The organism is Hymenobacter gummosus (genome assembly GCF_003970915.1).
Classification (GTDB): Bacteria; Bacteroidota; Bacteroidia; order Cytophagales; family Hymenobacteraceae; genus Solirubrum; species Solirubrum gummosum.
Genome location: NZ_RXOF01000019.1, coordinates 15,236 through 39,178, shown reverse-complemented (window position 1 = coordinate 39,178; position 23,943 = coordinate 15,236). Strand labels below are relative to the sequence as shown.

The window sequence follows — 23,943 nt, the reverse complement described above, 5'->3', positions numbered from 1 at the left end:
CGGCGGGAATTAATTCGGGCCGGGGTGCGTACCTTGGGCAACGCTTGAGCTGCGACGGGGGTCTAATAGTCGACCCGCCGACGTATGGCCGGCTACCACCCTTTCTTACACCCTAACCCCCTTCATGTTACGCAAAGCTCTACCCTTCCTGTGGGTGGCCGTGGCGGCAGTGCTGGGCTCGGCTGGCCAGGCTTCGGCGCAGCGCCAGCAACGCCCTGAGCACACCTACGGCTTCCGTTGCGCCTTCGACAGCGTGCAACAAGCTGAATTTGCCCGCCATCCCGGCATGGAGCAGGACTACCGCAACTTCCTGCGCAGCGTAGCCCAGATGACGCCCGCCGAGCAGGCCCGCGTAGCCGCCCTGCCCGACGTGATTGTGCCCGTAGTGGTCCACGTAATTTACAACGGCACGAGCAACAACATTTCCGACGCGCAGGTGTACGACGCGGTCCGCATCATCAACCGCGACTTCAACAAGGAGAATTCCGACACGGCCGCCATCGACCCGCGCTTCCGGGCCATTGCCGCGCGCCCGGGCTTTCAGTTCCGCCTGGCCCAGAAGGACCCCAACGGCAACTGCACCTCCGGCATCACGCGCACTTACTCCACGCAGACGCTGGTGGGCGACAACTCCATCAAGAACGTCATTCGCTGGGACGTGAGCCGCTACCTCAACATCTGGGTAGCCGAAAACGCCAACGGCGTCGGCGGCTACGCCATCCTGCCCTGCGGCGGCGGCTCGCTCTACGACGGCATCGTGATTCGCAACGCGCAGTTCGGCTCCCTCGGCCGTAGCTGCGGCACCAACTTCTGCGCCCGCTCCCTCACCCACGAGCTGGGCCACTACTTCGGCCTGCCCCACACCTGGGGCGGCTCGAACACGCCCGGCCTGCCCTCCAACTGCAACATCGACGACGGCATTGCCGACACGCCGAACACGGTGGGTGCCCAGCAGGACTGCAACCTGAACCAGGCCACCTGCGGCCCGGTGGCCAACACGCAGAACTACATGGACTACGCCGACTGCTCCAACATGTTCACGGAGGGGCAGAAAGCCGTGATGCGCGCCTCGCTGAGCCTGGCCTGCCGCTCCACGCTGGTGTCGGCCGCCAACCTGGTGGCCACCGGCACCAACGACGGCTACGTGGCCCCGGCCTGCCCGCCGGTAGCGGCTTTCCGCAGCAACGTCAGCACCATCTGCCCCGGCGGCTCGGTGCAGTTCATCAACGAGTCGTACGGCAACCTGGGCACGGTGAGCTACAGCTGGAGCTTCCCCGGCGGCTCGCCCTCCTCCTCCACGGCCCAGAACGTGACGGTGACCTACAACACGCCCGGCGTGTACGACGTGACGCTGACCATCAGCAGCCCCAACGGCCCGAGCTTCGTGACCAAGCAGCAAGTGGTGCGCGTGCTCGGCCCGGGGGCGGCCTTCCCGGCTCCCTACGCCGAAGCCTTCGAGGACAACGAGTGGCAGGCCAACTCCAGCAATGCCGACCGCAGCTGGCGCAACGAAACCTCCTCGCCCGGCTCCGACCGGTGGCAGCGCATCAACGGGGTGAACGGCCCGAGCCGGCCCGGCACCGCGGCCCTGCGCCTGCGCCTGCCCAACATCAACAACGGCGTGGTCACGACCCTGTACTCGCCCGTTATCGACCTGACGAGCGTGCCGGGCGTTACCGATTACCAGGTGTCATTTGACCGGGCCTACGCCCGCCGCGTGTCTACCTCCACCGACCAGCTGCGCGTGGCCTTCAGCTCCGACTGCGGCGTGACCTGGAGCAACAACGTGAACTACAACGCGGGCCTGCTGATTACCAACACCACCCGCCTGCCCATTGCGGGCAACTTCACGCCCACGGCCACGGAGTGGGCCACCACCACGCTCAATATTCCGGCGGCTTACCAGGGCTCGGCGCGTCTGGTGGTGCGCATCGAAGTAACCACCAACGACGGTAACAACCTGTTCCTGGACAACTTCCGGGTAGAGTCGGCCACCGTTTCCAGCGCCAAGGACATGCGTACCCGCGGCATTTCGGTGGCGCCGAACCCGCTGACCCAGGAAACGGCCGTGCAGTTTACCCTCGACAAAGCCACCCGGGCCCAGGTGCAGGTGCTCGACCTGCTGGGCCGCCCCGTGCTGACCACGCTCGCCCAGCAGCTGGGCGCCGGGCAGCAGCGCATTGCGCTGGGCACCGAGGGCCGCCGCCTGAGCGCCGGCGTGTACGTGGTGCAGCTCACGCTGGGCCAGGAGCTGTTTACCACTCGCGTGCTGGTGCAATAGCCCGCTGCGGCCGCACCGGCTTCCGAACTGCCGCCCCCGCGCCTTCTGGTGCGGGGGCGGTCTGTTTTAGGGCCCCATGCCGCCGCAGCCGCCCCCGGCGCTATCTTTGCGGCCGATTTTCCCTTTCTAGTTTTTCTGCCATGCGCAAACAGAAGCCCGTCGGCGAGTCGTTCGTCCGGATGACCGAGCTGGTGCTGCCCAACGATACCAACACGCTCAACAACCTGATGGGCGGCCGCATGATGCACCTGATGGACGTGGCCGCCGCCATTTCGGCCCAGCGCCACTCCAACCGCATCGTCGTCACGGCCTCCGTCGACAACGTCTCGTTCCGGGAGGGCATCCGGCTGGGCAACGTGGTAACGCTGGAAGCCAAGGTCACGCGCTCCTTCAGCTCCTCCATGGAAGTGCACATCGACGTGTGGGCCGAGGACATTCCCTCGGGCACCAAAGTGAAATCCAACGAGGCCTTCTTCACCTTCGTGGCCGTCGACCAGAGCGGCCGCCCCATCGACGTGCCCGAGGCTGTGGCCGAAACGCCCGAGGAAATCAGCCTCTACGAAGGGGCCCTGCGCCGCCGGCAGCTGCGCCTGGTGCTGGCCGGCCGCATGAAGCCTCAGGAAGCCACCGAGCTGAAAGCCTTCCTGGCGCTGGAATAGCAGCTGCAGGCTGAGCCGTACAGTCCGCTGCGCGGCCACCACCCGTACGCCGAACCGGCCCAAGTCAGCAGCGGTACGTGCCTGCCGCCCCCGGAACCAGCGGAAAAATCCGGCGGTTTTTGCATCTTCCAGTCAGCTCTTCTCATTTACCCGCGCCCGCCCGTGGACGACGCCACCCTCGCCTTTTACCAGCAGCTCTACGCCGGCACCCCGCTCTACGTGGTGCCCGAGCCCGGTTTTGCCGCTCCGGCCGCAGCACCAGCAGCGGTAGCGCCGCCAGCAGTGGCCCCGGCGGTGGCAGCACCAACCGCAGCCGTGACGCCGCCCGCGCCGGTGGCCGCCCCGCCCCAGCCCGCCCCAGCTCCCGCGCCCCCGGTTGCCCCGCCGCCAGTAGCGCCGCCAGTTGCCACCGTCCCGGTGGCTGCTGAGGCTGCCGCTGCTCAGCCCGCCGCGGCGCCTGGCCGCCTGCCCTCTTTGGCCGATTTGAAAGCCGCTCGTACGGCCGCAGCCGCGCCCAGTCCGGCCCCGACGCCCGCGGCTGCAGCGCCTGCCCCGCCCGCAGCGGCTCCTACTCCCCCGCCAGCCCCCGCCGCCCCCGCCTCGCGCCCCCCGGTGCAGTTCGACACGCTCGGCAGCAATGCCAACGGGCTGGTACTGCTGGTGCGCCTGGAGGACGCCGCCTTGCTGCCGCGCCTGCAGCGCAACGTGTTCCTGAACAACATGCTCAAGGCCATTCAGCGGGTGATGGAGGAGTGCGTTATCGTAAACGTCCGCTCGCCCTACCCCGTCAGCCTGGAGGAGCTGCGCGCCCGCGGCCTGGCCGTGCGTGAGGTCATCGGCTTCGGCAAGAACCTGCTGGACGTGGCTACCAAGCGCACCCAGCCCTACGAGCCCGTGCGCATCGGCGACGTGGCCTACCTGCCGGCCGCCGAAGTGGAAATCATCGAGTACGACAACGGCCGCAAGAAACAACTCTGGCAGGCCCTGCAGCGGATGTTTCTGGGCTAAATGGCTAAATGGCTAAATGGCTAAATGGCTAAATGGCTAAATGGCTAAATGGCTAAATGGCTAAATGGCTAAATGGCTAAATGGCTAAATGGCTAAATGGCTAAATGGCTAAAGTGGTACTGCCTGCCCTGTTTAGGGTTACACAAAAACGGCCCTTCCCGCTCGGAAAGGGCCGTTTTTGTGCTGATGAGTCGGGGCCGCAAGAACGACCAGCCATTTAACCATCCAGCCATTTGGCCATTTACTTGATCCGCTTCGCCAGCTCGGCGGCCAGGGTGGCACCGCGCAGGTTTTTGGCAATGATGCGGCCCTGCGGGTCGAGCAGGAAGTTCATCGGGATGGACTGAATGCCGTAGGCCTGCCCGGCGGCCGACTGCCAGCCTTTCAGGTCCGATACGTGCGTCCAGGTCAGGCCGTCGGCCTGAATGGCTTTTTCCCACTTGCCCTTGTCCTGGTCCAGCGAGACGCCGTAGATGGTGAACTTCTTGTTCTTGTACTGCTGATAGGTTTTGACCACGTTGGGGTTTTCCTGGCGGCAGGGGCCGCACCACGAGGCCCAGAAGTCCAACAGTACGTACTGGCCGCGCAGGCTGCTCAGGGCCACGGTCTTGCCGCTGGGGTCGGTTAGGTTGATGTCCGGCGCGATAGTGCCCACGGCGGTTTTGCGCAGCGGCTCCAGCGCCTGCACCAGGGCCTTGGTGTAACGCGAGTTGGGCTGGGCTTTCTTCAGCTGGGTAGCCACCGAATCGGCAAAGCCGAAGTTCTCGTCGGGATTGACAATCTGCGGGTCGCTCAGGGCAAAGGCCGATACCACCGAGGTCGGGTTGGCCTTGATGAGGCGCTTCAGCGCGGCCGTTTTCTGGCCCTGCACGGCGTAGAACTTGGCTTCCAGCGCCTGCATCGAGTCCTGGCGGCCGGCCTGGGCATTGTTCTGGTAGCGCTGCATCACGCCCTGGGCCTGCCGGCCGCTGGTGTTGAGCTGGCGCACCAGCTGCTGCAGCATCTCCGAGTCCTTGGAGCCCTTCACGGTGTAGTCCTCGTTCAGGCGCTTGGCGTCGCCGGTCAGCTGCAGCTTGGTTTTGTTGTCGAGGCTGACCAGCACCTGGTTCTGCTCGTCGAGCTTGAGCTGGTAGAGGGCGGCTTCCGGGGTCGAGCCCTTGAGGGTAAAGCGGCCCTGCGCGTCGGTGGTGGCCGTATCGCGCGAGACGAACTGGTTGCCGTTCAGCTCGGCCAGGTACACCTTGGTGCCGGCGGCGGCGTTGCGCAGCTGCCCGCTGATTTCGTAGCCGGGGCCCGCCGCCGTTTCAGCGGCCGACGAAGTGGACGAAGCGGCGTCGGAGCAGGCGGAGGATACGCCCAGCAGCGAGGCGACCAGAAACAGGCTTGTCATAGGGTATTTCATGAAATCAGAAGGCGGGACGGCGCGGACTTGCCCGCGCCGGACTTAGCAACACCGCAAGTTGGTGATTTGTCCCGAACCCGCCGCGCTAAGGTCACGGCAGCAGCTGGCGCAGTTGCTTTTCCACCTCGTCCAAATCCAGCCCCAGGCCCAGCAGCTGCGCATCGGGACCGATGAGCACGAAGCCCGGCGCCTTGTTCACGCCGTAGCTTTCGGCCAGCGGGCCGCGGTAGCCCCGGGCATCGGCGGCCTGGGGCCAGCTCACGCCCGGCTCGCGCTGCACCTCAGCCAGCCAGCGCAGCTGGTCGGGCGTGAAGGCCACACTCACCAGCTCCACCGGCCGGCCCTGCGCCCAGTGGTAGAGCGGCAGCAGATCGGCCGGGCGGCTGCCGGGGGCCAGGCGCACCGAAGCCGAAGCCTGGTACAGGTACCAGAAGTGCAGCACCACGTAGCGCCCGCGCAGGCTGGCCAGGCGCAGCGAGTCGCCGCCGAGGGCGGTGGCCAGGGCAAAGGCCGGCGCGGGCTGCCCGGGCTGCAGCGCCACCTGCTGCTGCTGGCGCCGCAGCAGGGCGCGGGTGTAGCGCGAGTCGGGCAGGCGCTGGCGCAGCACCGTAGTCATCGAGTCGACGAACACGCGCTGGTCGGTATCCTGGGTGAGAAAGGCGCTGGTCCACCAGGCGGCCAGAAACGAATCGGGGTGCCGGCGCACGAGCTGGCGGGCCCGGGCCTGGGCGGCCAGCGCCTTGTCGTGCTTGCCGGCCCGCTTGCTGCTCAGCGCGGTGCGGTAGGCGGCCATAAAGGCGTCGTCCAGCTCGGTTTCGGGGGAGCCGCGGAAGTGACCGGTACTGACCTTCACCGGGCCACTGGGCCGCAAATCCCCCTCGAACTGCACCAGCCGGCCGGGCGCCAGCGGCACCGGCCAGTAGCCCGCCTCGCCCGAAAACTGCAGGTTGTACCGTTCCGGCCCCTGCGTGAGCGGCACGCGCAGCGCAAAGCGCCCCTTGGCATCCAGGCGGGCCGAATCGAGGCAGACGCGGCGGCGGGTGTCGCCGCCGGGCGGGTACACGTAGGCCCAGGTAGTGGCGGGTGCATGGGCCACGCGGCCACTGAGGCGGGCCGAATCGGGCGGGGCCGGTGCGGCCGCCAGCAATCCGCTTAGGGCAAACAGCAACATGTTCCTCTTGAATAGTCAGGCAAATCAATGTAGACCTCATCCAACGCCAGCCGGGCAACTGGGGCAGACGGCCGCCGAAGCTGGCCGCGGCTCCGCCCCTACTTCAGCAGCGCAGCCACCTTTCTTTCCAGGGCCGTCCCACGCAGATTTTTGGCTACGATACGACCCTGTGGGTCCACCAGCACCGTGTAGGGCACGGCCGTCACGTTGTAGGCGCCCTCGGCCGGGCCCTGTCCGCCTTTCAGATCCGACACGTGAATCCAGGGCAGCCCGTCGGTCTGCACGGCTTTCTGCCACTTCTCCTTCGAGTTGTCGAGCGAGACGCTGAAGATTTCCAGGCCTTTGGGGTGGTACTGCTGGTAGAGCTTCACCAGGGCCGGATTCTCCTCCCGGCAGGGCCTGCACCAGGAGGCCCAGAAATCCACCAGCACGTACTTGCCGCGCAGGCTGCTCAGCGTCACAGTGTTGCCGCTGGCATCGGGCAAACTTATGTCGGGAGCCATATCCTGCACGTTGGTGGCCTGGCGCAGCCCGCGGCGCTCGGTCAGCTCCTGCACCAGCGGCAGCGCGGGCAGGTGCTGCCGGTACACCGCGGCCATCGAGTCGATGAATAGCTGCTGGCTTTCCTGCCCGACCAGGTAGTGGCGCACGAAGTAGGCCCCCGCGTGCGAGTCGGGGTGCCGGCGCAGCAGGGCCTGCAACTGCCGCAGCTTCTTGTCACTGGCTTTGTGCTGCTCGACCAACACGTAGGGAATCAGGCTGCTGCAGGCTTGCCACAGGTCCGCGTCGGGCGTGCCGCTGAGCCGGCCGCTCATGCGGTCCTTGCTAAGGGCGGCCTCGAAGCGGACGTGGGCTCCGGGCGCCAGCGGCACCCGCACAATGGCTTTCAGGGAGGAAAAGGCCAGGGAATACATGTCCGGCCCGGCTACCTGCCCCCGCAGCACAAACTGCCCGTCGGCTGTCACCTGGGTTGAATCCAGCCGCTCGTGGCGCTGGTTGCGGTACTGGGTGAGGTAGACTTTGGTGCCGGCCGCCAGGCCACGCACCTGGCCGCGCAGCTCGTAAGGGTCGGTGGCGGAGACTGACAGGGCGCTCAGCCCGGCCAGCAGCAACAGGATACGCATGCGGAAAGAAGTGATAGGAGAAGAATAATCCGAGCAAAGCCGGGCGGACAATATTCGGGTCGGCGAATAAAGCACAAAACCCACCGCCGGCCAAGCCAGCGGTGGGTTTTGTGCACGGTGCGGGGCTGCTGGCGCTAGTGCAGCAGCTCGGCTACCTTCTTTTCCAGGGCCTCGCCGCGCAGGTTTTTGGCCACGATGCGGCCCTGCGGGTCGATGAGCACGGTGGCCGGGATGGACTGCACGCCGTAGGCCTGCCCGGCGGCCGACTGCCAGCCCTTCAAATCCGACACCTGCGTCCAGGCCAGGCCGTCCGTCTCAATGGCTTTCTGCCACTTGGCCTTGTCCTGGTCCAGCGACACGCCGTAGATTTCAAAGCCCTTGCTTTTGTAGGCGTTGTAGAGCTTCACCACGTTGGGGTTTTCCTGGCGGCAGGGCCCGCACCAGGAGGCCCAGAAGTCAATCATCACGTACTTGCCGCGCAGGGAGCTGAGCGGAATAATCTTGCCGTCGACGCCGGTGAGCCGGATATCGGGGGCGGTGGCGCCCACGGCGGTGGCCCGCTGCCGGGCCTGGTGGGCCAGCAGGGCCTTGGTGTAGCGCGACACGGGCTGGATTTTCTGGTACACGGCCGTCACCGAGTCGAGAAAGGCGGTCTGGGCGTCGTCGCCGAGCAGGCTGAGGGCAGCAAACGGGGCCAAGTAAGTAGGGCGGCGGGCCATTTGCTTGGTCAGGGCCGTCAGCTGGGCGTCCAGCGCCTCGGCTTCCCGCTCGATGGCGGCGCGGGCCGCGTCGTCGGCGGTGCCGCGGTAGCGCTGGCGCAGCTCCATGCTTTTCCTGGCGTTTTCCATGCGGGCCCGCTGCAGGGTGGCCAGGGCTTCGGCTTCGGGGCTGCCCGTAGCCGCGCCCGAGGCGGCCAGCTTCTCGGCATTACCCCTGACGTCGAGCTTGGTGCCGGCGGCCAGCGGCACGGCCAGCAGCTCCTGCTTCTGCTCCGCGCCCAGGTAATACACGGCGGGCTCAGCCACCGTGCCGCGCAGGCTGAATTGTCCCTTGGCGTCCACCGTGGCCGAATCGAGCCGGGTGGCGCGGCCGTCGTTGTAGTCGACCACGTACACCTTGCTGCCCGTTGGGGCGCTCTGCAGGGTCCCGCGCAGCTCGTAGTTGGGGGCGGGCTTGGTGGTTTTGGCGGCTTTGCGGGGCTGTTGGGCCAGGGCCGGCGTGGCCAGCAGCGCGGCCAGCGCCAGGGCAGAATACGGTTTGAGCGGCATAAATCGGGGCACGGAAAATGGAAGACCGGCAAGATACGCGCCGGCGCGCAACCGGGGCGCTTTGGCCTAGGGCAGCAGCTCGGCCAGCTTCTTATCCAGGGCCGCGCCGCTCAGGTTTTTCGCGAGGATGCGCCCTTCCCGGTCCAGCAGAAACGTGGTGGGGTACTCCATCACGTCGTAGCTGTTGGCGGCCACGCTCCGCTCCCCCGGCTCGTCGAGCACCTGCGGCCAGGTTAGCCCGTCTTGCTCGATGGCCTTGAGCCAGTCGGCCTTCTTGCTGTCGACCGACACGCTGTACACCGCGAAGCCCTTGGCCCGGTACTGCCGGTACAGCTGCACGAGGTGGGCGTTTTCCTGGCGGCAGGGGCCGCACCACGAGGCCCAGAAATCCAGCAACACATACTGGCCGCGCAGGCTGCTCAGGGCCATGCGCTGCCCCTGCGGGTCGGCCAGCACTACCGGCGGGGCCGGCTGCCCGATGGCCGTGGCGCGGCGCCTGTCTTGCAGTTGCAGAAGCTTCTTGGTGTAGGGCGAGGCGGGCCACTGCCGGGCGTAGCGCGCGGTGGCCGAATCGACAAAAGCCACGTCGGAGCCGACGCCGCTCAGGTAGGTGTACACGGCGTACGGCGCCAGGTACGACGAGCCGCGGGCCAGCCGCAGGTTCGCCGCCCCGAAGGCGGCCATGGTGGCGTCCCAGTCGCGCTGAATACGGCGCTGGACGGCCGTATCGGCGGTTTGCCCGCGCTGCTGGGCCAGCTCCTCGATGTGGGCCATCAGCCGGGCGTGTTCCCGGTTCAGGGCCGACAGCGCCGCGGCTTCGGCCGAGCCCGTGACTTCGCCCGTGCGCCAGAGCTGGGCGGCGTCGGCGCGCACCTGCAGGCGGCTGCCGGGAGCCAGGGCCAGGCCGGTGGTGGGCCGCTGCCCCCGCACCTGCAGCACGTACACGTCGGGCCCGGGCACCGCGCCGCGCAGCCGGAAGCGGCCGGCGGCATCGGTGGCGGCGGAGTCGAGGACTACTGGCTGGCGGCCGGCGGTGGCAAGGAGCACCCGCGTACCGGCCGGCGCGTGGCTGAGCTGCCCGCTGACTGCAAAGTTGGGCGCCGGGGCGCGGCGGGTGGCGGGCATTTTCTGCTGCGCGAAGGTCGGCAGGGCAGTCGTACCCAGCAGAGCCAGGGCGGCCATACGAATTGTGGACATCGAATACTAGCAAGCGAAATGAAACAAGAAACCCACCGATGGAGGCCAATCGGTGGGTTCGAGGTTGCAAGTGGGCAAGCCGGCTTAAGCCTGTTCCAGCTTGTCGCGCAGCAGCTGGTTGGAGAGTTTGGGGTCGGCCTTGCCTTTGGTGAGCTTCATCAGGTCGCCCATGAACATGCCCAGCAGGTTTTTCTTGCCGGCGCGGTACTCGGCCACCTTGGCCGGGTTGGCGTCGATAACCTGCTGCACCAGGGCCGCCAGCTCGCCCGAGTCGGCTTGCTGCAGCAGCCCGAGCTTGTCGGCGGCTTCGGCAGCCGAGAGCGAGGAGTTTTCCAGCAGGTGCGGGAAGAGCTGCTGGCGGGCCACCGAGGAGTTAATTTTGTTCTCGTCGAGCAGCGCGATGATGTCGGCCAGGTGCTGGGGCGTCAGCGGGAATTCCGTGATGGTGAGGGCGCGCTCGTTCAGGAACGACTTTACCGGGCCCGAAATCCAGTTGGCGGCGGCCTTGGCGTTGGGCGTCAGGCGCGTCAGCTCGTCGAAGTACAGGGCCACTTCCTTGTCGGCGATGAGCACGTTGGCGTCATAGTCCGAGAGGCCCAGCTCGCCGGTAAAGCGGGCGTAGAGCTGCTGGGGCAGGGCCGGCAGCTCGCTCTGCACGCGGTGCAGCCACTCGTCGTCGACGATGACCGGGGGCAGGTCCGGCTCCGGGAAGTACCGGTAGTCGTTCATCGTCTCCTTGGTGCGCTGGGCCTGGGTGGTGCCGGTGGTGGCGTCGAAGCCGCGGGTCTGGCTCACCACTTCTTCGCCGGCTTCGAGCAGGGCAATCTGCCGCTCGATTTCGTGCTCGATGGCGCGCTGCACGTTGCGGAAGGAGTTCATGTTTTTCACCTCCACCTTGGTGCCGAACTTGGTGGCGCCCTTGAGCATCACCGAGATATTGGCGTCGCAGCGCAACGAGCCTTCCTCCATGTTGCCGTCGCAGATATCGAGGTACTGCACCAGCTTCTTGATTTCGGAGAGGTAGGCGTAGGCCTCGTCGGCATCCCGGATGTCGGGCTCCGACACGATTTCGATGAGCGGCACGCCGGCGCGGTTGAGGTCCACCAGCGTCTCCACTTCCCCGGCCAGGTGCATCGATTTGCCCGCGTCTTCCTCCATGTGAATGCGCGTGATGCCGACGGGCTTTACCGTCCCGTCGGCCAGGCGGATATCCACGTGGCCCTTGGTGCAGAGCGGGGTTTTGTCCTGGGTAATCTGGTAGCCCTTGGGCAGGTCGGGGTAGAAGTAGTTTTTGCGCGCAAACAGGTTGTCGCGCGTAATCTGGCAGTTGGTAGCCAGGCCCATCTTGATGGCGTACTCCACGGCCGTGCGGTTGATGCGCGGCAAGGTGCCGGGGTGGCCCAGGGTAATGACGGAGAGGTTGGAGTTGGGCAGGGCGCCGTACTCGTTTTCGTCCGCCGAGTACATTTTGCTGCGGGTGAGCAGCTGCGCGTGCACTTCCAGCCCGATAACCGGCTGGTATTTCGATTTGATGCTTTCGTCCATAGGGGAATGAGCGACGGGCAACGCAGCGGCGCGGCCGTCGAAGCTGCAAGTTAGAAACCCCGGCGCTTTTTTACGCGCTGGCGGGCCGATTTGGGCCTGCCCGGGGGCAGCGCGAAGCGCCAGACCACGCTGCCCCCGGGCATTTGGCCCGCAGCCGGACGGCGCTACCCTCCTATTCTTCCTTGGCCGCCGTGCGGCGCGAGGGGTAATAGAAAAAGTCGCCCTCCATCACGCTGCTCACCGGCTGGCCTTCCTCGGTGGCGGGCGTCAGGCGCGGGAGCTTGCGCACGGTTTCCAGGGCGGCCGCGTTCAGCTGGGGGTCGTCGGAGGCCAGCACGCGCGCGTCGTGCACGTAGCCCAGGCTGTCGACGCGAAAGGCCAGGTGCACGGTGGCGTCGGTGGCGCGGGTAAAGGTTTTGGGCACAAACTGCGCAAACTGCTTCTGCGCGCTCTGAAACAGGATGGCCTGGCCCGCGCCCTTGCCGGGCAGCTTGGCGGCGGTGCGGTAGCCGGGGCACTCGTCCAGCGCCTGGCCTTCCGGCCCGAAACACTCGCTCTTGACCACCGTGCCCGCCTTGTTCTGCTGGTCGCGGCGCAGCTTGCCCGAGGGGTAGTAGGTTTTCATGGGCCCATCGGGCTTGCCGAGGCGGTAGCTCACGTCCTCGCGCAGCTGCCCCGAGGGGTACCACTCGCGGCTGCGGGCGTGGGGCGTCACCCAGGGCATTTCGCTGCTGAAACCCGCGTCGAGCAGCTGCTGGTGGCCCTGCACGGTGAAGCGCCGCACCCGCCAGCGTACCCCCAGGCTGTCGGCCCGGCGAATGACGTCGTAGGCGTAGGCGCCTTCGGCCGAGGGCAGCGGCACCAGGTGCCGGTCGAGGTAGCGCACGGCCACGCGCTGGCCGTCCAGCTGCTCGGGGGCAGTGATGGTTTTCACCTGGGCCGCCGCAGCGGTGGCAAGCAGCCCGAGGGCGGCGGAAACGACGAGCTTGGGTAAAAGAGTAGCCATGCGGCCAAGATACATAAGTGTCCTTCTTCGGCAGGCGTTGTTAGTTATCCTAGGCAGAGCGAAGGACCTTCCTCCTACCCCGCACCGCCGCTGATACATTCTTCTAACGCTATTATAAAGTCAGGGCATAAAAGAAGCGCAGCCACCAACGATAGGACGTTGGTGGCTGCGCTTATTAGTTGGTGCTGGGTTGGAGGAAGGTCCTTCGCTGCGCTCAGGATGACAAACGACGGACCGCCACAGGGGTCTACTTGCGGCGCTTGGCCACGGCGGGGCTGTAGAGCACAAAACCCTCGACGGCGTCGTGGGTGAGCCGGCCTTCCTGGCGGGCGGGCTCAAAGGTGGGCAGGCGGCGAATGGCTTCCAGCACGGCCGCGCTCAGGCCCTCGTCGTCGCTGCGCAGGATGCGCGGGGCCTGGGCCCGGCCCAGGGTATCGACGTAGAAGGCGAAGTACACGGCCCCCTTGCCGGCGCGGCTGAAGCCGGCGGGCAGGTGCTGCGGGTAGGTTTGGGCAATACGCTCCACCACGTCGGGGCTGGCCCCGTCGGCGGGCAGCTGGGCGAAGGTGTGGTAAGCGGGGCATTCCACGGCTTCCCCGGCCGCGTCGAAGCACTCGGCCTTGGCTACGCGCTGGCGGTAGTAGTCCACGATGCGGCGGGGCTTGCCGTCGGGGTACAGGGTGCGCAGCCGCCCCTCGGCCATGCCCTTGCGGTAGCTGGCTTCCTCGCGCAGCTGCCCCGAGGGGTACCACTGCCGGCTGCGGCCCTCGGGCACGGCCCAGGGCAGCGGGCCGCTGAAGCCCAAGTCCAGCAGCGGGCGTTTCGTGGCTATATCGTAGCGGCGCACGTGCCAGTTGACGCCGGCGCTGTCCTGGCGCTGCAGCACGTCGTAGCAGGCGGCGCCCTCGGCCGAGGGCAGCGGGGCCCACCACTGGTCGTAGTAGCGCAGGGCGGTGGGTTTGTCGCGCAGCTCGTCGAGCACGGCCACCACGGGCAGGTTGGGTACTTGCTGGGCGGCCAGCGGTCCGGCCACGAGGCCGCCCAGCAGGCAGAGGGTAAACGGTAGGCGCATGGGCACGGAGGAAGCAGTGGAAGCCTGTTAAACGCAGCGCCCGCGCTTCCGTTGGGCCGGAAACGCGGGCGCGGGTTACTGAAAGATGAATTTTGCCCCTTAAAGCAGCCAGCGGCGGGGCGCAGCCGGCCGCCTAGCGCGGGTTACGGGGCAGCTGCTGCATGGCCATCAGCTGCTGCATGCTTTTCTGCATGCCCTCGTTCGAGCCGTCGAGGAAGATGACGTTGCCCTTTCCCTGCTCGGCGAAGTGCTTGATGGCCTCGGTCCACATGGAGAAGTACACCAGCGAGGGGTCGAGGTTGTTGTCGGTCAGCTCCTGCACGGCGTGGGCCATGCCCTTGGTGACTTCCTCCCGGAACAGGGCCACGCCCTGCCCGCGCAGCTGGGCAGCAATCTTCTCGGCCTCGGCCGCAATCTTGATGGCGTTGCCCTCGGCTTCGGCGGCCTTGGTTTTGGTAATGAGCAGGGCCTGGCCCTCGTTTTCGGCGGCGGCGCGCAGGTTGTTGGAGGCCACCACCTTGGCCATGGAGCGCATGATTTCCTCGTCGAAGGCAATGTCGTTGAGCTGCAAGTCGATAAGGTGGTAGCCCCAGGTTTCCAGGGTCGAATCCAGCTGCTCCTTCACGTGGGCCACGATTTCGCCGCGCAGGCTGAGCACGGCCGCCTGCCGCTGCGTGGCCACGAAGGTGCGGATGCTGCCCTCCACGGTGCGCACCAGGGCCTGCATCAGGCTCACCTCGTCCACAAACTTGAAGGCTACGTTCTTGATGGACTCTTCCTCCTGGTTCAGCACCGCGTACACCAGCATGGCCTTGAAGTTTACGTTGGCCTGGTCGCTGGTAATGGCCTGGAAGGAGAGTTCGAGGGAGCGGTTCTGGATGCTGATGCGCTTGTAGACGAACTCGATGAAGGGAATCTTCAGGTTCAGGCCCGGCCGCATGATGCGCTGGTACTTGCCGAAAATGGTAATGACGGCCACGGTGCCCTGCTGCACCACGACAAAGGAGAGAAACAGGAGCAGCGCCAGCAGGAGCAGCGGAATCAGGTAAAACATGCCGCGGGAAAGGTTGAGGTTCAGCAGCCGGAAAGTACGCGGTTTGCCCCGACTCCGCACCATGCGCCGGGGCTTTTGGCTCCTACAACCGCGTGGTTTCGATGAGCTGGCTGGTGTGAGCAGATAGGCGGCCAACCCAGCCCGTCATTCTGAGCCCAAGCGAAGGACCTTCCTCGGGCCCTGCACTGCCGTGGCAGACAAAGTGCAGACGCCTGTTACGCGAGCAACAAAACAAGCGCAGCCACTAAGTTTTGGTAGTAGCTGCGCTTTGTCGTTCCCGTCGATTAGCGCCTTCACGTTGGCATCAGCGGCGGTGCCGGGTACGAGGAAGGTCCTTCGCTTGGGCTCAGGATGACGTTCTTTGCCTTGCCAGCCCGAGCCTTTCTCTTAGTCGTTGAACACGGGCACGTAGGCGGCCATGAAGGCATTGCCGGCGCGGTTGTAGGCTTCGCCGAACTTCTGGCCGCCGGTGTTCAGCTGGTTGATGCAGGCGTTGTAGGTCGTCACGTCGCTCTTGCTGAGCTGGTCCTTGCGCGTCATCAGCTCCTGCATCTGCACAAACTGCTTTTCGCACATGCCGGCGTAGAACGTCACCAGGGCCTTGGCCGCGTCGCGGTACTGCCCGTCCTTGCCGCGGAAAGCGGGCACGGCGGCCAGCTCGGCCAGGGCGGTTTTGGCGTCGGTGAGCAGCTGCTGCCGGGCCGCCTCGAAGCCGGCCGCGTCCTGGGCCTGCAGGGCGTCGTGGAGCTTGGCGTTGGCTTTTTCGGTGCGGAACTGGGCCAGGTACACCTTGTGCTGGTAGGCATTCACCTCCGATACCTGCTGCATGTACTTGGCCAGCCGCTTGCCCTCGGGGTCCTCGCCGATGGTCATGCCGTGGCGCTTGGCGAAGCGCTGCTGGGCCGCGTCCACCGAGTCGTTGATAACCTGCAGCTTGTGCTCGGCCACTTCCTGCAGCCGGAAGTACTGCTCCATGTTCTCCACGGTGGCCGTGCGAGTACCGGCCAGCATGTCCACGGCCTTGTAGTCTTCCGAGTACACCTTCAGTAGCTGGTAGAAGGCCTCGGTGGTCTGCTCCTTGAAGCCCTTGTCGTCCTTGAAGGCGGGCATCTTGGCCAGCTTGTTGAGGCTCTGCTCGGTCTGCTTCACCAGCTCCATGCGCTTCGAGTCGATTTTCTTCTCGTTGTCGGAGTGGGCCGATTTGCTGATGTAGCGCAGGTTTTTCTTGAGCATGGCCCGCTGCTCGGCCACGATGAAGTTGTTGTACTCGCCGGGCGAATTGAACGTCTGGGCCGAGGCCGTCAGACCGGTAAATAGCAGGGTGGCCGCCAGGCTGAGGGTAGAAAAGCGCATAAGAGTAAGGTTGGGGTGAGAAAAGCGGATTAGCGAATGGCAAAGGTGACGGGCACGGTGTAGTACACCGGCACCGGCTCGCCCTGCTGCCGGCCGGGCGCCCAGCGGCCCATCAGGCGCATCACGCGTAGGGCTTCGGCGTCGAGGGCGGGCAGCACGCCCTGGCTCACGTGCACGTCGCGGGGCTGGCCGGTTTCGTCGACGAGAAAGGTAATTTCCACCTTGCCCTGGGCGCGGCGGCGCAGGGCCTCGGCCGGGTAGCGGATGCTCTGGGCCAGGTAGCGCATCAGCCCGGCCATGCCGCCGGGGTACTCGGGCAGTTGCTCGGTGTAGAAGCGGCCGGTGCAGGCCCCGGCGGCGCCCTGCGCGTCAAAGCAGGTGCTGTCGCGGCGCTGGCCGCGCTCGTAGCGGGCCTGGCGCTGCAGCCGGCCCTGGGCGTCGTAGAGGCGCTGGGTGCCGTGCAGCTTGCCGGCCAGGCGCTCTTCCTCCCGGGCGCGGGTGCCGCCGGCCAGCCAGTGCACCGCGGCTACCAGCGTATCCCCGCCGGGCCGGCGGGTGCGGGTCAGCACGCGCCGCAGCGTGCGGGCATCGAGGCTGAAGATGCTGTCGACCGTCACCTCGGGTGCGGGGCGGTAGCGCCGGGCCACGAAGCCCAGTTCGGCCGTGCCTTCGGCGGCCTCGTGGTAGCCGTAGTCGAGGTAAAAAGTACGCTCCGGCGCGGGGCCGGGCAGCAAGGCGGCCGGCGCAGCGGCGCTGAGCAGCCCCAAGGCGGCTCCGAGTAACCATTTCATGCGGGCAATAACCACGTAAAGCGGCCTGTAATAATGCTTTCGACCACGCCCGGGGCGTTATCGGATGGTAAATGTAACGGGAACCGAGTAAGAAACCGACACCGCCCGGCGCTTTTGGAAGCCCGGCCGCCAGCGCCGCCGCTGGGCCACCTGCTCCAGCACCTCGATGGCCGCCCGGGCCAGCACGGGCGGGGCCTCCGGCGGGGCGGTAAAGTCGCGCATGACCCCGTCGGGGCCTAGGGTGAAGGACACCAGAATGCGTCCCTCCTGCCCGCTGATCAGCGCCTGCCGCGGGTACTTCAGGTAGCGGGTCAAATCCTGCATCAGCTGCTCCATGCCGCCCGGAAACTGCGGCATTTCCTCGGTATACGGGTCGCTGGGAACCCAGGGCTCCAGCCCGAACACGGTGCCAAGCGCCCCCTCGGCCAGCCGGCGGTGGCGCTGCAGCTCGCCGGTGGGAAAATACTCGTGGTAGTCGACAATGGGCGGCCCGGCCGGCGGGTGCTGCAGGGCCACGCGCCGCCGCTCCTGCCCCCAGGGATAGTATTGGGTTCGGCGGTAGCTGAGCAGGCCCTGCGCGTCGGGTTGCTCGCGGGTGCGGGTGCTGAGCCACTCCGGCGGCGCCAGCTCCCAGGTTTCGGTTTCCAGGCCGCCGTCGGGCAGCGGCCGGTAGCCGATGCGCCGGGCTGCGCCCTCGGCCGTGGGCAGCGGGCGGCCGTCGGCGGCTTCGTAGCGCACCCGGGCGTAGTCGGCGGCGGCGGGCGTGGCAGGCGAAGCGGCGGCCGGGGCAGCGGGTGAGGCGCGCAACTGCCGCCACCACTGGGCAAGACGATGAATCATAAGGCTACTTTAGCTACTGGGCAGCGGCCAAGGAATCCGGGCGCCGTGGCCAGGTTTGCGGGTACGGCACCGGGGCACCGCCCGTCGCCGGCTCGGGCGGTAGTGCAGGCCCGCGGGCCGTTGTGCACAGGCAGCCGACGGCCCGGGGGCCGCTACAGCCCCAGCTGGCGCATGGCCTTGATAACGCCCGGAGCTTTGAAGGTGATGGGCACCAGCACCGTCATAGGGGTTCGTTCCCCGTCGATGCGGCCGGGCTCGAACGCGGGCAGGGTACGCACGGCGGCCACGGCGGCGGCGTCCAGCTGGGGGCTGATGCTGGTCTGCACGCGTACATCCGTCACGTCGCCGCGGGCCGTCACGGTAAAGGCTACCAGCACCTGCCCGTCGCCCACGTCGGTGAGGGACGTGGGGTACGTGAGGTGGCCCTGCAGGTAGCTGGTCAGGGCGGCCGGGCCGCCGGGGAAGGCCGGGTCCTGCTGCACCGGCACGTGGGGCTGCACCAATTCCCCGTCGGGCGTGAAATACTGCCCCTTGATCAGCCGGCCGTGGTCGTAGAGGTCGTTGCGCTTCAGGCGGCCGTCGGCGTAGTAGCTGCGCAGGTAGCCGTCGATTTTCCCGTCGTCGGCGCGGTAGTCCAGCCGCGGCTGCCCGTCGGGGTACCAGGTGCGCACCGGGCCCTGCACCACGCGCCGGTCGGCGGTGCTGTAGCTGACTTCGGAGTAGAGGCGGCCATCGGGAAAGAAAATCCGCGTCAGCGCGGGCGCTCCGGCCCGCGCGGGCATTTTTACCTGCAGGTAGTACGCCTGGGCCGGCTTCACCGCCACCCAGTCGATGTCGTAGAAGCTTACCAGCGAATCCTTGATGCACTCCTGCGGCGCCTGGGCCCAGGCCGCAACCGGACCGAGCAGCGCGCAAGCCGCCAATAACAGCACTTTCATTGTCCAATCGTTTGGTTAAAAATAGCACCTTGCGGCCAACTGTGCGCAGTCACTCCGGCAAATAACCAAACGGCAACGCCCTGGTGCAGAACCCGCCGGCCGCCTCAGCAGCTCTGCAGCTGAAACGAAACCGCCGCCGGATCGGCCGGGTCGTAGCAAAAGTACAGCAGCCCGGAGTCGCCCCACATAAAGGCCTCGTTGCTGTCGAACTGCAGCAGAAACTCACCCGTGGGATAGGCGCCCTGCAGCCACTGGGCGTAGCCGCCCACCCAGGAGCCCAGGTCCGGCGCCTCACCCAGCACGGCCGCCACGGCGGCGTTGTAGACCTTGCGCCACTTCTCGCCCGCGAGCTGTCGGCACAGGGCCTTGGTAGCGGGACTAATCAGCTCCAGCTCGTCGTCGTCGGGCAAGGACTGCCGGGGCTGCGCCGTGATGCTGTAGCACCCGATGGCCGGCAGCGCGGCCGGGCGCGGCACCAGGGCTTGCTGCCCGGGCCGGATGGCGGGGTACACCTGGAAGCGGTACTGGGCCGGGTCGCTGTCGTCGTACACGCCCTCCTCGCCGTACTGATCGAGGTAGAACTGCACCACCGCGGCCGGGAAGGGCCAGTTCAGGCGGCCGCCCTCGTCCACCAGCTGAAAAATCAGCTCCAGCGGCTGCCCGGTATTGGGGTTCACGGGCCAGGCTTCCCCCGCTTCGAAGTACGGGTCGCCGCCGAGGTGCGAGAGCAGCTGGGTAGCGGCGGGCCGGGCAGCGGGCGCGACGGTAAGCTGGGTTTTGGGCAGCAGCAAGCCTTGTAGCTGCGCGAGTAGCTCCGGGCTCGGTTCAGGCATCTTCATGGCGCAGTACACGCGAGGGTTCAGGTTGTTTCGCCGGCCAGCAGCTGTTGCAAAGCGGCGGCTTCGGTTTCCAGGGCTTCGGCTTGCAGCCGTAGTAGGTGATACTGGGCGCTTAGGTCAGCGGGCAGGGCCGTAAAATACTCGCCCAGCCAGCGGTGCCGAAACCAGTTCAGCCAGGCCGGCCAGGTGGCGCGGCTGACGGCGGGCTTGTTCTCGGGGCCGGGGTCGGGGGCCAGCGCGGCCCGCACAGCAGGCAGCGCAGCCACCCGGGCACCAGCCTGCCGCGCCTGTTCCTCCAGGGGGCGCAGCTCCCAGCGCAGGCGGCGGGCGTGGTGCTCACAGTAGCGCAGCCGGCGCTGCAGCGGAGCCGCGTCGGGCGCCTCCAGCACCGGGGGCGGCGGGGCGGCGGTGGCCGCTTCCAAGGCCGCCTCGAAAGGGGCCAGACCCTCACGCGCCTCTTGGCTGTACGGGCGCTGCCCCGTGTTCATGCGGCTCAGCTGAACGGCCGTAATGCCCAGGTATTGGGCCAGCTCGTATGCTTTCAGCCCAAAATGCGTGTATAGCCGCGATAAGCTCGAATGGGTAGCGGGGCGGGCCATAAGCGGAAATAATTTTTGTTAAAAGTCTAAAATTATTTCTGGCGGGTGGAAATAATTCTGACTGACGGAGTAAAATTATTTCTGGCCGTCGGAAATAATTCTGGTCCAGCTTTCAGAATTATTTCCAATAGTGCCTCCCGCGTGTAGAGACGCGGCGTTTCGCGTCTCCTCGTCCGCGCCGCCTGGGTATTGACGCCCCACGAGGATGTTCAACGACGAGACGCAAGTATGCGTCTCTGCATTGCCCGAACGGCCCTAAAACGCCAACGGCCCCGGACGTTGCCGCCCGGAGCCGTTGCTTATTGATCCAGCGTCAGCCAGGAATTACCCCAGCAACCCGCTCACCAGCCCTTCGGCCTTACCGATAGCAGCGTCCAGCCCGGCCGCATTCTTGCCGCCGGCGGTGGCGAAGAACGGCTGGCCGCCGCCGCCGCCCTGGATTTCCTTGGCCAGCTCGCGCACCAGCTGCGAGGCGTTGAGCTTGCCGCCCTTGGCCAGCTCGTCGTCGAGCATCACCGCCAGCTGGGGCTTGCCGTCCACGTCGGCGCCGAGCACCAGCACCAGGTTTTCCGTCACTTGGCGCAGGCCGAAGGCCAGCGTTTTGAGCGCGTCGGCCGAGCGGGCGGGCACTTTGGCGGCCAGGAAGTTTACGCCATTGAGCGGCTTCACCTGCTGGGCCAGCTGGTCCTTGAGCTGCCCGAGCTGCTGCTGCTCGGCCTGCTCCAGCTGTTTGCGCAGGGTGGCGGTTTCCTCCGAGAGCTTCTGGATGCTGGTGGTCAGGTGCTGGGGGTTGCCCAGCAGCTCGCGCACCTGGGCCAGCAGGTCCAGCTGCTCGTCCACAAACTGCTCGGCGCGCTCGGCCGTCACGGCTTCCACGCGGCGCACCCCGGCGCCCACGGCCGACTCGCTCACAATCTTGAAGAAGCCGATTTCGCCGGTGTTGGGCGCGTGAATGCCGCCGCACAGCTCCACCGAGTAGTCGGCATCGAAGGTGATGACGCGCACCACGTCGGCGTACTTCTCGCCGAACAGGGCCGTGGCGCCGCGCTCCTTGGCCACTTCCAGCGGCACGGCGCGCTCCTCGCCCAGCGGAATCTGCTGGCGGATGCGCTCATTGACGATGCGCTCCACCTCGCGCAGCTGGTCCTCGGTCACTTTCGAGAAGTGCGAGAAGTCGAAGCGCAGCAGCTTTTCGTTCACGAGCGAGCCGCGCTGGGCCACGTGCGTACCGAGCACCTGGCGCAGGGCCGCGTGCATGAGGTGGGTGGCCGAGTGGTTTTTGCGAATCTGCTGGCGCCGGGCCTCGTCCACCTGGGCCGTCACCGCGGCGTCGAGGTCGTGCGGCAAATCCAGCGTGTAGTGCACGATGAGGTCGTTTTCCTTCTTGGTGTCGATGACGCGCACCTTGGAGAGCGGGGTGAGCAGGTAGCCCGTGTCGCCCACTTGCCCGCCCGACTCGGCGTAGAACGGGGTCTGGTCGAGCACCAGCTGGTACTCGGTTTTGCCCTTCTGCGTCACGGCGCGGTAGCGCAGGATGCGCGCCTCGGCCGTGGTGGCGTCGTAGCCCACGAAGCGCGGCTGCTCCTGCGAGGGCTCCACGATGGTCCAGTCGCTCTGCTCCTGCTCGGAGGCGTTGCGCGAGCGGGCCTTCTGCTGCTCCAGCTCCTTTTTGAACTCCTCCTCGCTCACCGTCAGCCCCTTTTCGCGGGCCAGCAGGGCCGTCAAATCGAAGGGAAAGCCGAAGGTGTCGGAGAGTTCGAACGCCGACTTGCCGTCGACGTGGCCGCCGTTCTGGCGGAAGCCTTCTTCCAGCGCGTCGAAGCGGCGCAGGCCGTTTTCGAGGGTGCGCAGGAAGGCAATTTCCTCCTCCTCAATCACGCGCGTCACAAACTTCTCCTGGGCTTTCAGCTCGGGGAAGATGCCGCTCATGTGGTCGGCCAGCACCGGCACGATCTTGTAGAGGAAGGGCTGCTTCTGGTTCAGCGAGGAGAAGGCGTAGCGCACGGCCCGGCGCAGGATGCGGCGGATGACGTAGCCAGCCTTCACGTTGCTAGGCAGCTGCCCGTCGGCAATGGTAAAGGCGATGGTGCGGATGTGGTCGGCAATGACGCGCACCGCAATGTCGGTTTTCTGCTGTTGATTGTTGATTGTTGATTGTTGATTGTTGTCGGCCTCTACCGAATTATTAATTCTTAATTCTTCATTATTAATTCCCGGCGTCGTGCCGTGGTACTGCACGCCGGCTTCCTTGGCAATGAACTGGATGAGCGGCTGGAATACGTCGGTGTCGTAGTTCGACTTCACGCCCGATACGGCCATCATCAGGCGCTCGAAGCCCATGCCGGTGTCCACGTTCTGCTGGGGGAGCTTGATGAGCGACTTGTCGGCGCGACGCTCAAACTCCATGAACACGTTGTTCCAGATTTCGACGACCTGCGGGTGGTCGGCATTCACCAGCTCGCGGCCGGGCTTCTGGGCCACTTCTTCCTCGCTGCGCAGGTCGATGTGGATTTCGGTGCAGGGGCCGCAGGGGCCCGTGTCGCCCATTTCCCAGAAGTTGTCCTTCTTGTTGCCGGGCAGAATGCGGTCATCGGTGGTGTACTTGCGCCACAGCTCCTGGGTCTCGGTGTCGGCGGCGGTGCCGTCGCCCTGGTCGCCCTCGAAGTAGGTCACGTACAGGCGGTCCTTGGGCAGCTTATACACCTCGGTCAGCAGCTCCCAGGCCCAGGCAATGGCGTCGGTCTTGAAGTAGTCGCCGAACGACCAGTTCCCGAGCATTTCAAACATGGTGTGGTGGTAGGTGTCGTAGCCTACCTCCTCCAGGTCGTTGTGCTTGCCGCTCACGCGCAGGCACTTCTGCGTGTCGGCAATGCGCTTGTACGGGGCGGGCTTGTTGCCCAGGAAGAAGTCCTTGAACGGGGCCATGCCCGAGTTGATGAACATCAGCGTGGGGTCGTCCTTCACCACGATGGGGGCCGAGGGCACGATGTGGTGGCCCTTGGAGGCGAAGAAGTCGAGGAACTGCTGACGAACCTGGGAAGCGGAGGGAAGTGACATGAGCGGCTGCGGGCGCGCGGGAAGCGGCGCGTAACGTGGGTATCGGTTTGGAACAACGCGGCAGCCGGAAAAATTGGCCGCCGCCGGTTTTTGGCTATTTTTCGGCTTCGGAAGCCGCCGCAGCGGCCCCGGAAACGCCTTCCGGCAAAGGTAGTTTGGAGAAGTGAGAATTGAGAAGTTAGAACTGAGACCTGTTCTGACGCCTTTTCGTCCCGCGTAATGCGCTTCTCAGCTCTAATTTCTAAGGTCTCAGTTCTACCCGCCCCATGCCCTACAAAGAGCGCGACATCGAGAAGCAGTACTACACCATCGGCGAAGTGGCCGCGCAGTTCGACGTGGCGCCCTCGCTGATCCGCTTCTGGGAAACCGAGTTCGAGGATCTGAAGCCACGCAAGAGCAAGAAAGGCAACCGCCTTTACTCTCCGCAGGACATTGAGACCTTCCGCACCATCTACCACCTGGTAAAGGAGCGCGGCTACACCATCCCCGGCGCCCGCGACATTATGAAGCAGCGCGGCCCCCAGCTCAAGGAGAAAGTCGACGTGATTCACTCCCTGGAAAAGGTGCGCAACTTCCTGGTGCAGCTGCGCAAGGAGCTGGACGTGGCCGGGAAGCAGCAGAATCCCGCTCAGCAGCCCGAGCAGTAGCCCCAGCCGCGTAGCGGCGTCACGCCAATAGAAAGCCGTAGCCAAAAACAAACCCGAGCTCCGTAGGAGCGGTACCTTGACCGCGCGGTCAA

20 protein-coding genes are annotated in these 23,943 nt (G+C 66.2%); 4 read left to right on the top strand and 16 right to left on the bottom strand.

Going from position 1 to position 23,943, the window contains the following annotated elements:
* Nucleotides 1-124: 124 nt before the first annotated feature.
* The 3 genes from EJV47_RS24350 (at nucleotide 125) to EJV47_RS28265 (ending at nucleotide 3,948) form a co-directional block, all read left to right on the top strand.
* On the top strand, nucleotides 125-2,281 hold the full coding sequence (locus EJV47_RS24350) for a M43 family zinc metalloprotease (RefSeq protein ID WP_126695821.1): 2,157 nt from the start codon (nucleotides 125-127) through the stop codon (nucleotides 2,279-2,281).
* A 140-nt stretch (nucleotides 2,282-2,421) separates the two neighbouring features.
* On the top strand, nucleotides 2,422-2,940 hold the full coding sequence (locus EJV47_RS24345; RefSeq protein ID WP_126695820.1) for an acyl-CoA thioesterase: 519 nt from the start codon (nucleotides 2,422-2,424) through the stop codon (nucleotides 2,938-2,940).
* 162 nt (nucleotides 2,941-3,102) lie between these two features.
* Nucleotides 3,103-3,948, top strand: a complete 846-nt coding sequence (locus tag EJV47_RS28265) for a hypothetical protein (protein ID WP_165903920.1) — start codon at nucleotides 3,103-3,105, stop codon at nucleotides 3,946-3,948.
* Between the two features lie 241 nt (nucleotides 3,949-4,189).
* Here EJV47_RS28265 and EJV47_RS24330 read toward each other — a convergent pair whose 3' ends face one another.
* From EJV47_RS24330 to alaS, 16 genes are all read right to left on the bottom strand, one after another.
* A complete protein-coding gene (locus EJV47_RS24330) occupies nucleotides 4,190-5,350 on the bottom strand; it encodes a TlpA disulfide reductase family protein (protein WP_126695817.1) in 1,161 nt (386 codons plus the stop codon).
* Nucleotides 5,351-5,441: 91 nt separating this feature from the next.
* The gene (locus EJV47_RS24325) at nucleotides 5,442-6,521 is read right to left on the bottom strand and encodes a TlpA family protein disulfide reductase (protein ID WP_126695816.1); all 1,080 of its coding nucleotides are present in this window, start codon (nucleotides 6,519-6,521) and stop codon (nucleotides 5,442-5,444) included.
* A 98-nt stretch (nucleotides 6,522-6,619) separates the two neighbouring features.
* Nucleotides 6,620-7,645, bottom strand: a complete 1,026-nt coding sequence (locus tag EJV47_RS24320; RefSeq protein WP_126695815.1) for a TlpA disulfide reductase family protein — start codon at nucleotides 7,643-7,645, stop codon at nucleotides 6,620-6,622.
* A 134-nt stretch (nucleotides 7,646-7,779) separates the two neighbouring features.
* Nucleotides 7,780-8,913 (bottom strand): TlpA disulfide reductase family protein, encoded by a 1,134-nt coding sequence (locus EJV47_RS24315; RefSeq protein WP_126695814.1) that lies wholly within the window; start codon nucleotides 8,911-8,913, stop codon nucleotides 7,780-7,782.
* 66 nt (nucleotides 8,914-8,979) lie between these two features.
* Nucleotides 8,980-10,110 carry a TlpA disulfide reductase family protein gene (locus EJV47_RS24310; protein WP_126695813.1) on the bottom strand — a complete coding sequence of 377 codons (1,131 nt, stop codon included), beginning with the start codon at nucleotides 10,108-10,110 and terminating at the stop codon, nucleotides 8,980-8,982.
* An 84-nt stretch (nucleotides 10,111-10,194) separates the two neighbouring features.
* Nucleotides 10,195-11,655, bottom strand: a complete 1,461-nt coding sequence (gene gatB / locus EJV47_RS24305; RefSeq protein ID WP_126695812.1) for an Asp-tRNA(Asn)/Glu-tRNA(Gln) amidotransferase subunit GatB — start codon at nucleotides 11,653-11,655, stop codon at nucleotides 10,195-10,197.
* Between the two features lie 172 nt (nucleotides 11,656-11,827).
* A complete protein-coding gene (locus tag EJV47_RS24300; RefSeq protein WP_165903919.1) occupies nucleotides 11,828-12,661 on the bottom strand; it encodes a TonB family protein in 834 nt (277 codons plus the stop codon).
* Nucleotides 12,662-12,908: 247 nt separating this feature from the next.
* On the bottom strand, nucleotides 12,909-13,733 hold the full coding sequence (locus EJV47_RS24295) for a toxin-antitoxin system YwqK family antitoxin (protein ID WP_126695810.1): 825 nt from the start codon (nucleotides 13,731-13,733) through the stop codon (nucleotides 12,909-12,911).
* 133 nt (nucleotides 13,734-13,866) lie between these two features.
* On the bottom strand, nucleotides 13,867-14,787 hold the full coding sequence (locus EJV47_RS24290; protein WP_126695809.1) for an SPFH domain-containing protein: 921 nt from the start codon (nucleotides 14,785-14,787) through the stop codon (nucleotides 13,867-13,869).
* Between the two features lie 387 nt (nucleotides 14,788-15,174).
* Entirely contained in the window at nucleotides 15,175-16,140 is a 966-nt protein-coding gene (locus EJV47_RS24285) for an LIC11966 family surface protein (protein ID WP_126695808.1), read from the bottom strand.
* Nucleotides 16,141-16,169: 29 nt separating this feature from the next.
* Nucleotides 16,170-16,931 (bottom strand): energy transducer TonB, encoded by a 762-nt coding sequence (locus tag EJV47_RS24280; RefSeq protein ID WP_126695807.1) that lies wholly within the window; start codon nucleotides 16,929-16,931, stop codon nucleotides 16,170-16,172.
* A 57-nt stretch (nucleotides 16,932-16,988) separates the two neighbouring features.
* Nucleotides 16,989-17,771, bottom strand: a complete 783-nt coding sequence (locus EJV47_RS24275; RefSeq protein WP_126695806.1) for an energy transducer TonB — start codon at nucleotides 17,769-17,771, stop codon at nucleotides 16,989-16,991.
* Between the two features lie 152 nt (nucleotides 17,772-17,923).
* Nucleotides 17,924-18,709 (bottom strand): energy transducer TonB, encoded by a 786-nt coding sequence (locus EJV47_RS24270; RefSeq protein ID WP_126695805.1) that lies wholly within the window; start codon nucleotides 18,707-18,709, stop codon nucleotides 17,924-17,926.
* Between the two features lie 104 nt (nucleotides 18,710-18,813).
* Complete coding sequence (locus tag EJV47_RS24265; protein ID WP_126695804.1) at nucleotides 18,814-19,548, bottom strand: DUF1963 domain-containing protein; 735 nt, start codon at nucleotides 19,546-19,548, stop codon at nucleotides 18,814-18,816.
* A gap of 20 nt (nucleotides 19,549-19,568) precedes the next feature.
* A complete protein-coding gene (locus tag EJV47_RS24260; protein WP_126695803.1) occupies nucleotides 19,569-20,147 on the bottom strand; it encodes a hypothetical protein in 579 nt (192 codons plus the stop codon).
* 324 nt (nucleotides 20,148-20,471) lie between these two features.
* Nucleotides 20,472-23,204: an alanine--tRNA ligase gene (alaS, locus tag EJV47_RS24255; RefSeq protein WP_126695802.1), complete on the bottom strand. Its 2,733-nt coding sequence runs from the start codon at nucleotides 23,202-23,204 to the stop codon at nucleotides 20,472-20,474.
* A gap of 266 nt (nucleotides 23,205-23,470) precedes the next feature.
* Here alaS and EJV47_RS24250 point away from each other — a divergent pair, with 266 nt between their 5' ends.
* On the top strand, nucleotides 23,471-23,851 hold the full coding sequence (locus EJV47_RS24250) for a MerR family transcriptional regulator (RefSeq protein WP_126695801.1): 381 nt from the start codon (nucleotides 23,471-23,473) through the stop codon (nucleotides 23,849-23,851).
* Nucleotides 23,852-23,943 lie beyond the last annotated feature (92 nt).

Bases quoted from the DNA above. Each gene is read 5' to 3' on its own strand.
- EJV47_RS24250 (WP_126695801.1), top strand. From the start codon at position 23,471: ATGCCCTACAAAGAGCGCGACATCGAGAAGCAGTACTACACCATCGGC.
- gatB (WP_126695812.1), bottom strand. From the start codon at position 11,655: ATGGACGAAAGCATCAAATCGAAATACCAGCCGGTTATCGGGCTGGAA.
- EJV47_RS24325 (WP_126695816.1), bottom strand. From the start codon at position 6,521: ATGTTGCTGTTTGCCCTAAGCGGATTGCTGGCGGCCGCACCGGCCCCG.
- EJV47_RS24330 (WP_126695817.1), bottom strand. From the start codon at position 5,350: ATGAAATACCCTATGACAAGCCTGTTTCTGGTCGCCTCGCTGCTGGGC.
- EJV47_RS24285 (WP_126695808.1), bottom strand. From the start codon at position 16,140: ATGCGCTTTTCTACCCTCAGCCTGGCGGCCACCCTGCTATTTACCGGT.
- EJV47_RS24270 (WP_126695805.1), bottom strand. From the start codon at position 18,709: ATGAAAGTGCTGTTATTGGCGGCTTGCGCGCTGCTCGGTCCGGTTGCG.
- EJV47_RS24265 (WP_126695804.1), bottom strand. From the start codon at position 19,548: ATGAAGATGCCTGAACCGAGCCCGGAGCTACTCGCGCAGCTACAAGGC.
- EJV47_RS24295 (WP_126695810.1), bottom strand. From the start codon at position 13,733: ATGCGCCTACCGTTTACCCTCTGCCTGCTGGGCGGCCTCGTGGCCGGA.
- EJV47_RS24310 (WP_126695813.1), bottom strand. From the start codon at position 10,110: ATGTCCACAATTCGTATGGCCGCCCTGGCTCTGCTGGGTACGACTGCC.
- EJV47_RS24320 (WP_126695815.1), bottom strand. From the start codon at position 7,645: ATGCGTATCCTGTTGCTGCTGGCCGGGCTGAGCGCCCTGTCAGTCTCC.
- EJV47_RS24275 (WP_126695806.1), bottom strand. From the start codon at position 17,771: ATGATTCATCGTCTTGCCCAGTGGTGGCGGCAGTTGCGCGCCTCACCC.
- EJV47_RS24345 (WP_126695820.1), top strand. From the start codon at position 2,422: ATGCGCAAACAGAAGCCCGTCGGCGAGTCGTTCGTCCGGATGACCGAG.
- EJV47_RS24300 (WP_165903919.1), bottom strand. From the start codon at position 12,661: ATGGCTACTCTTTTACCCAAGCTCGTCGTTTCCGCCGCCCTCGGGCTG.
- EJV47_RS24290 (WP_126695809.1), bottom strand. From the start codon at position 14,787: ATGTTTTACCTGATTCCGCTGCTCCTGCTGGCGCTGCTCCTGTTTCTC.
- EJV47_RS24260 (WP_126695803.1), bottom strand. From the start codon at position 20,147: ATGGCCCGCCCCGCTACCCATTCGAGCTTATCGCGGCTATACACGCAT.
- EJV47_RS24280 (WP_126695807.1), bottom strand. From the start codon at position 16,931: ATGAAATGGTTACTCGGAGCCGCCTTGGGGCTGCTCAGCGCCGCTGCG.
- alaS (WP_126695802.1), bottom strand. From the start codon at position 23,204: ATGTCACTTCCCTCCGCTTCCCAGGTTCGTCAGCAGTTCCTCGACTTC.
- EJV47_RS24315 (WP_126695814.1), bottom strand. From the start codon at position 8,913: ATGCCGCTCAAACCGTATTCTGCCCTGGCGCTGGCCGCGCTGCTGGCC.
- EJV47_RS24350 (WP_126695821.1), top strand. From the start codon at position 125: ATGTTACGCAAAGCTCTACCCTTCCTGTGGGTGGCCGTGGCGGCAGTG.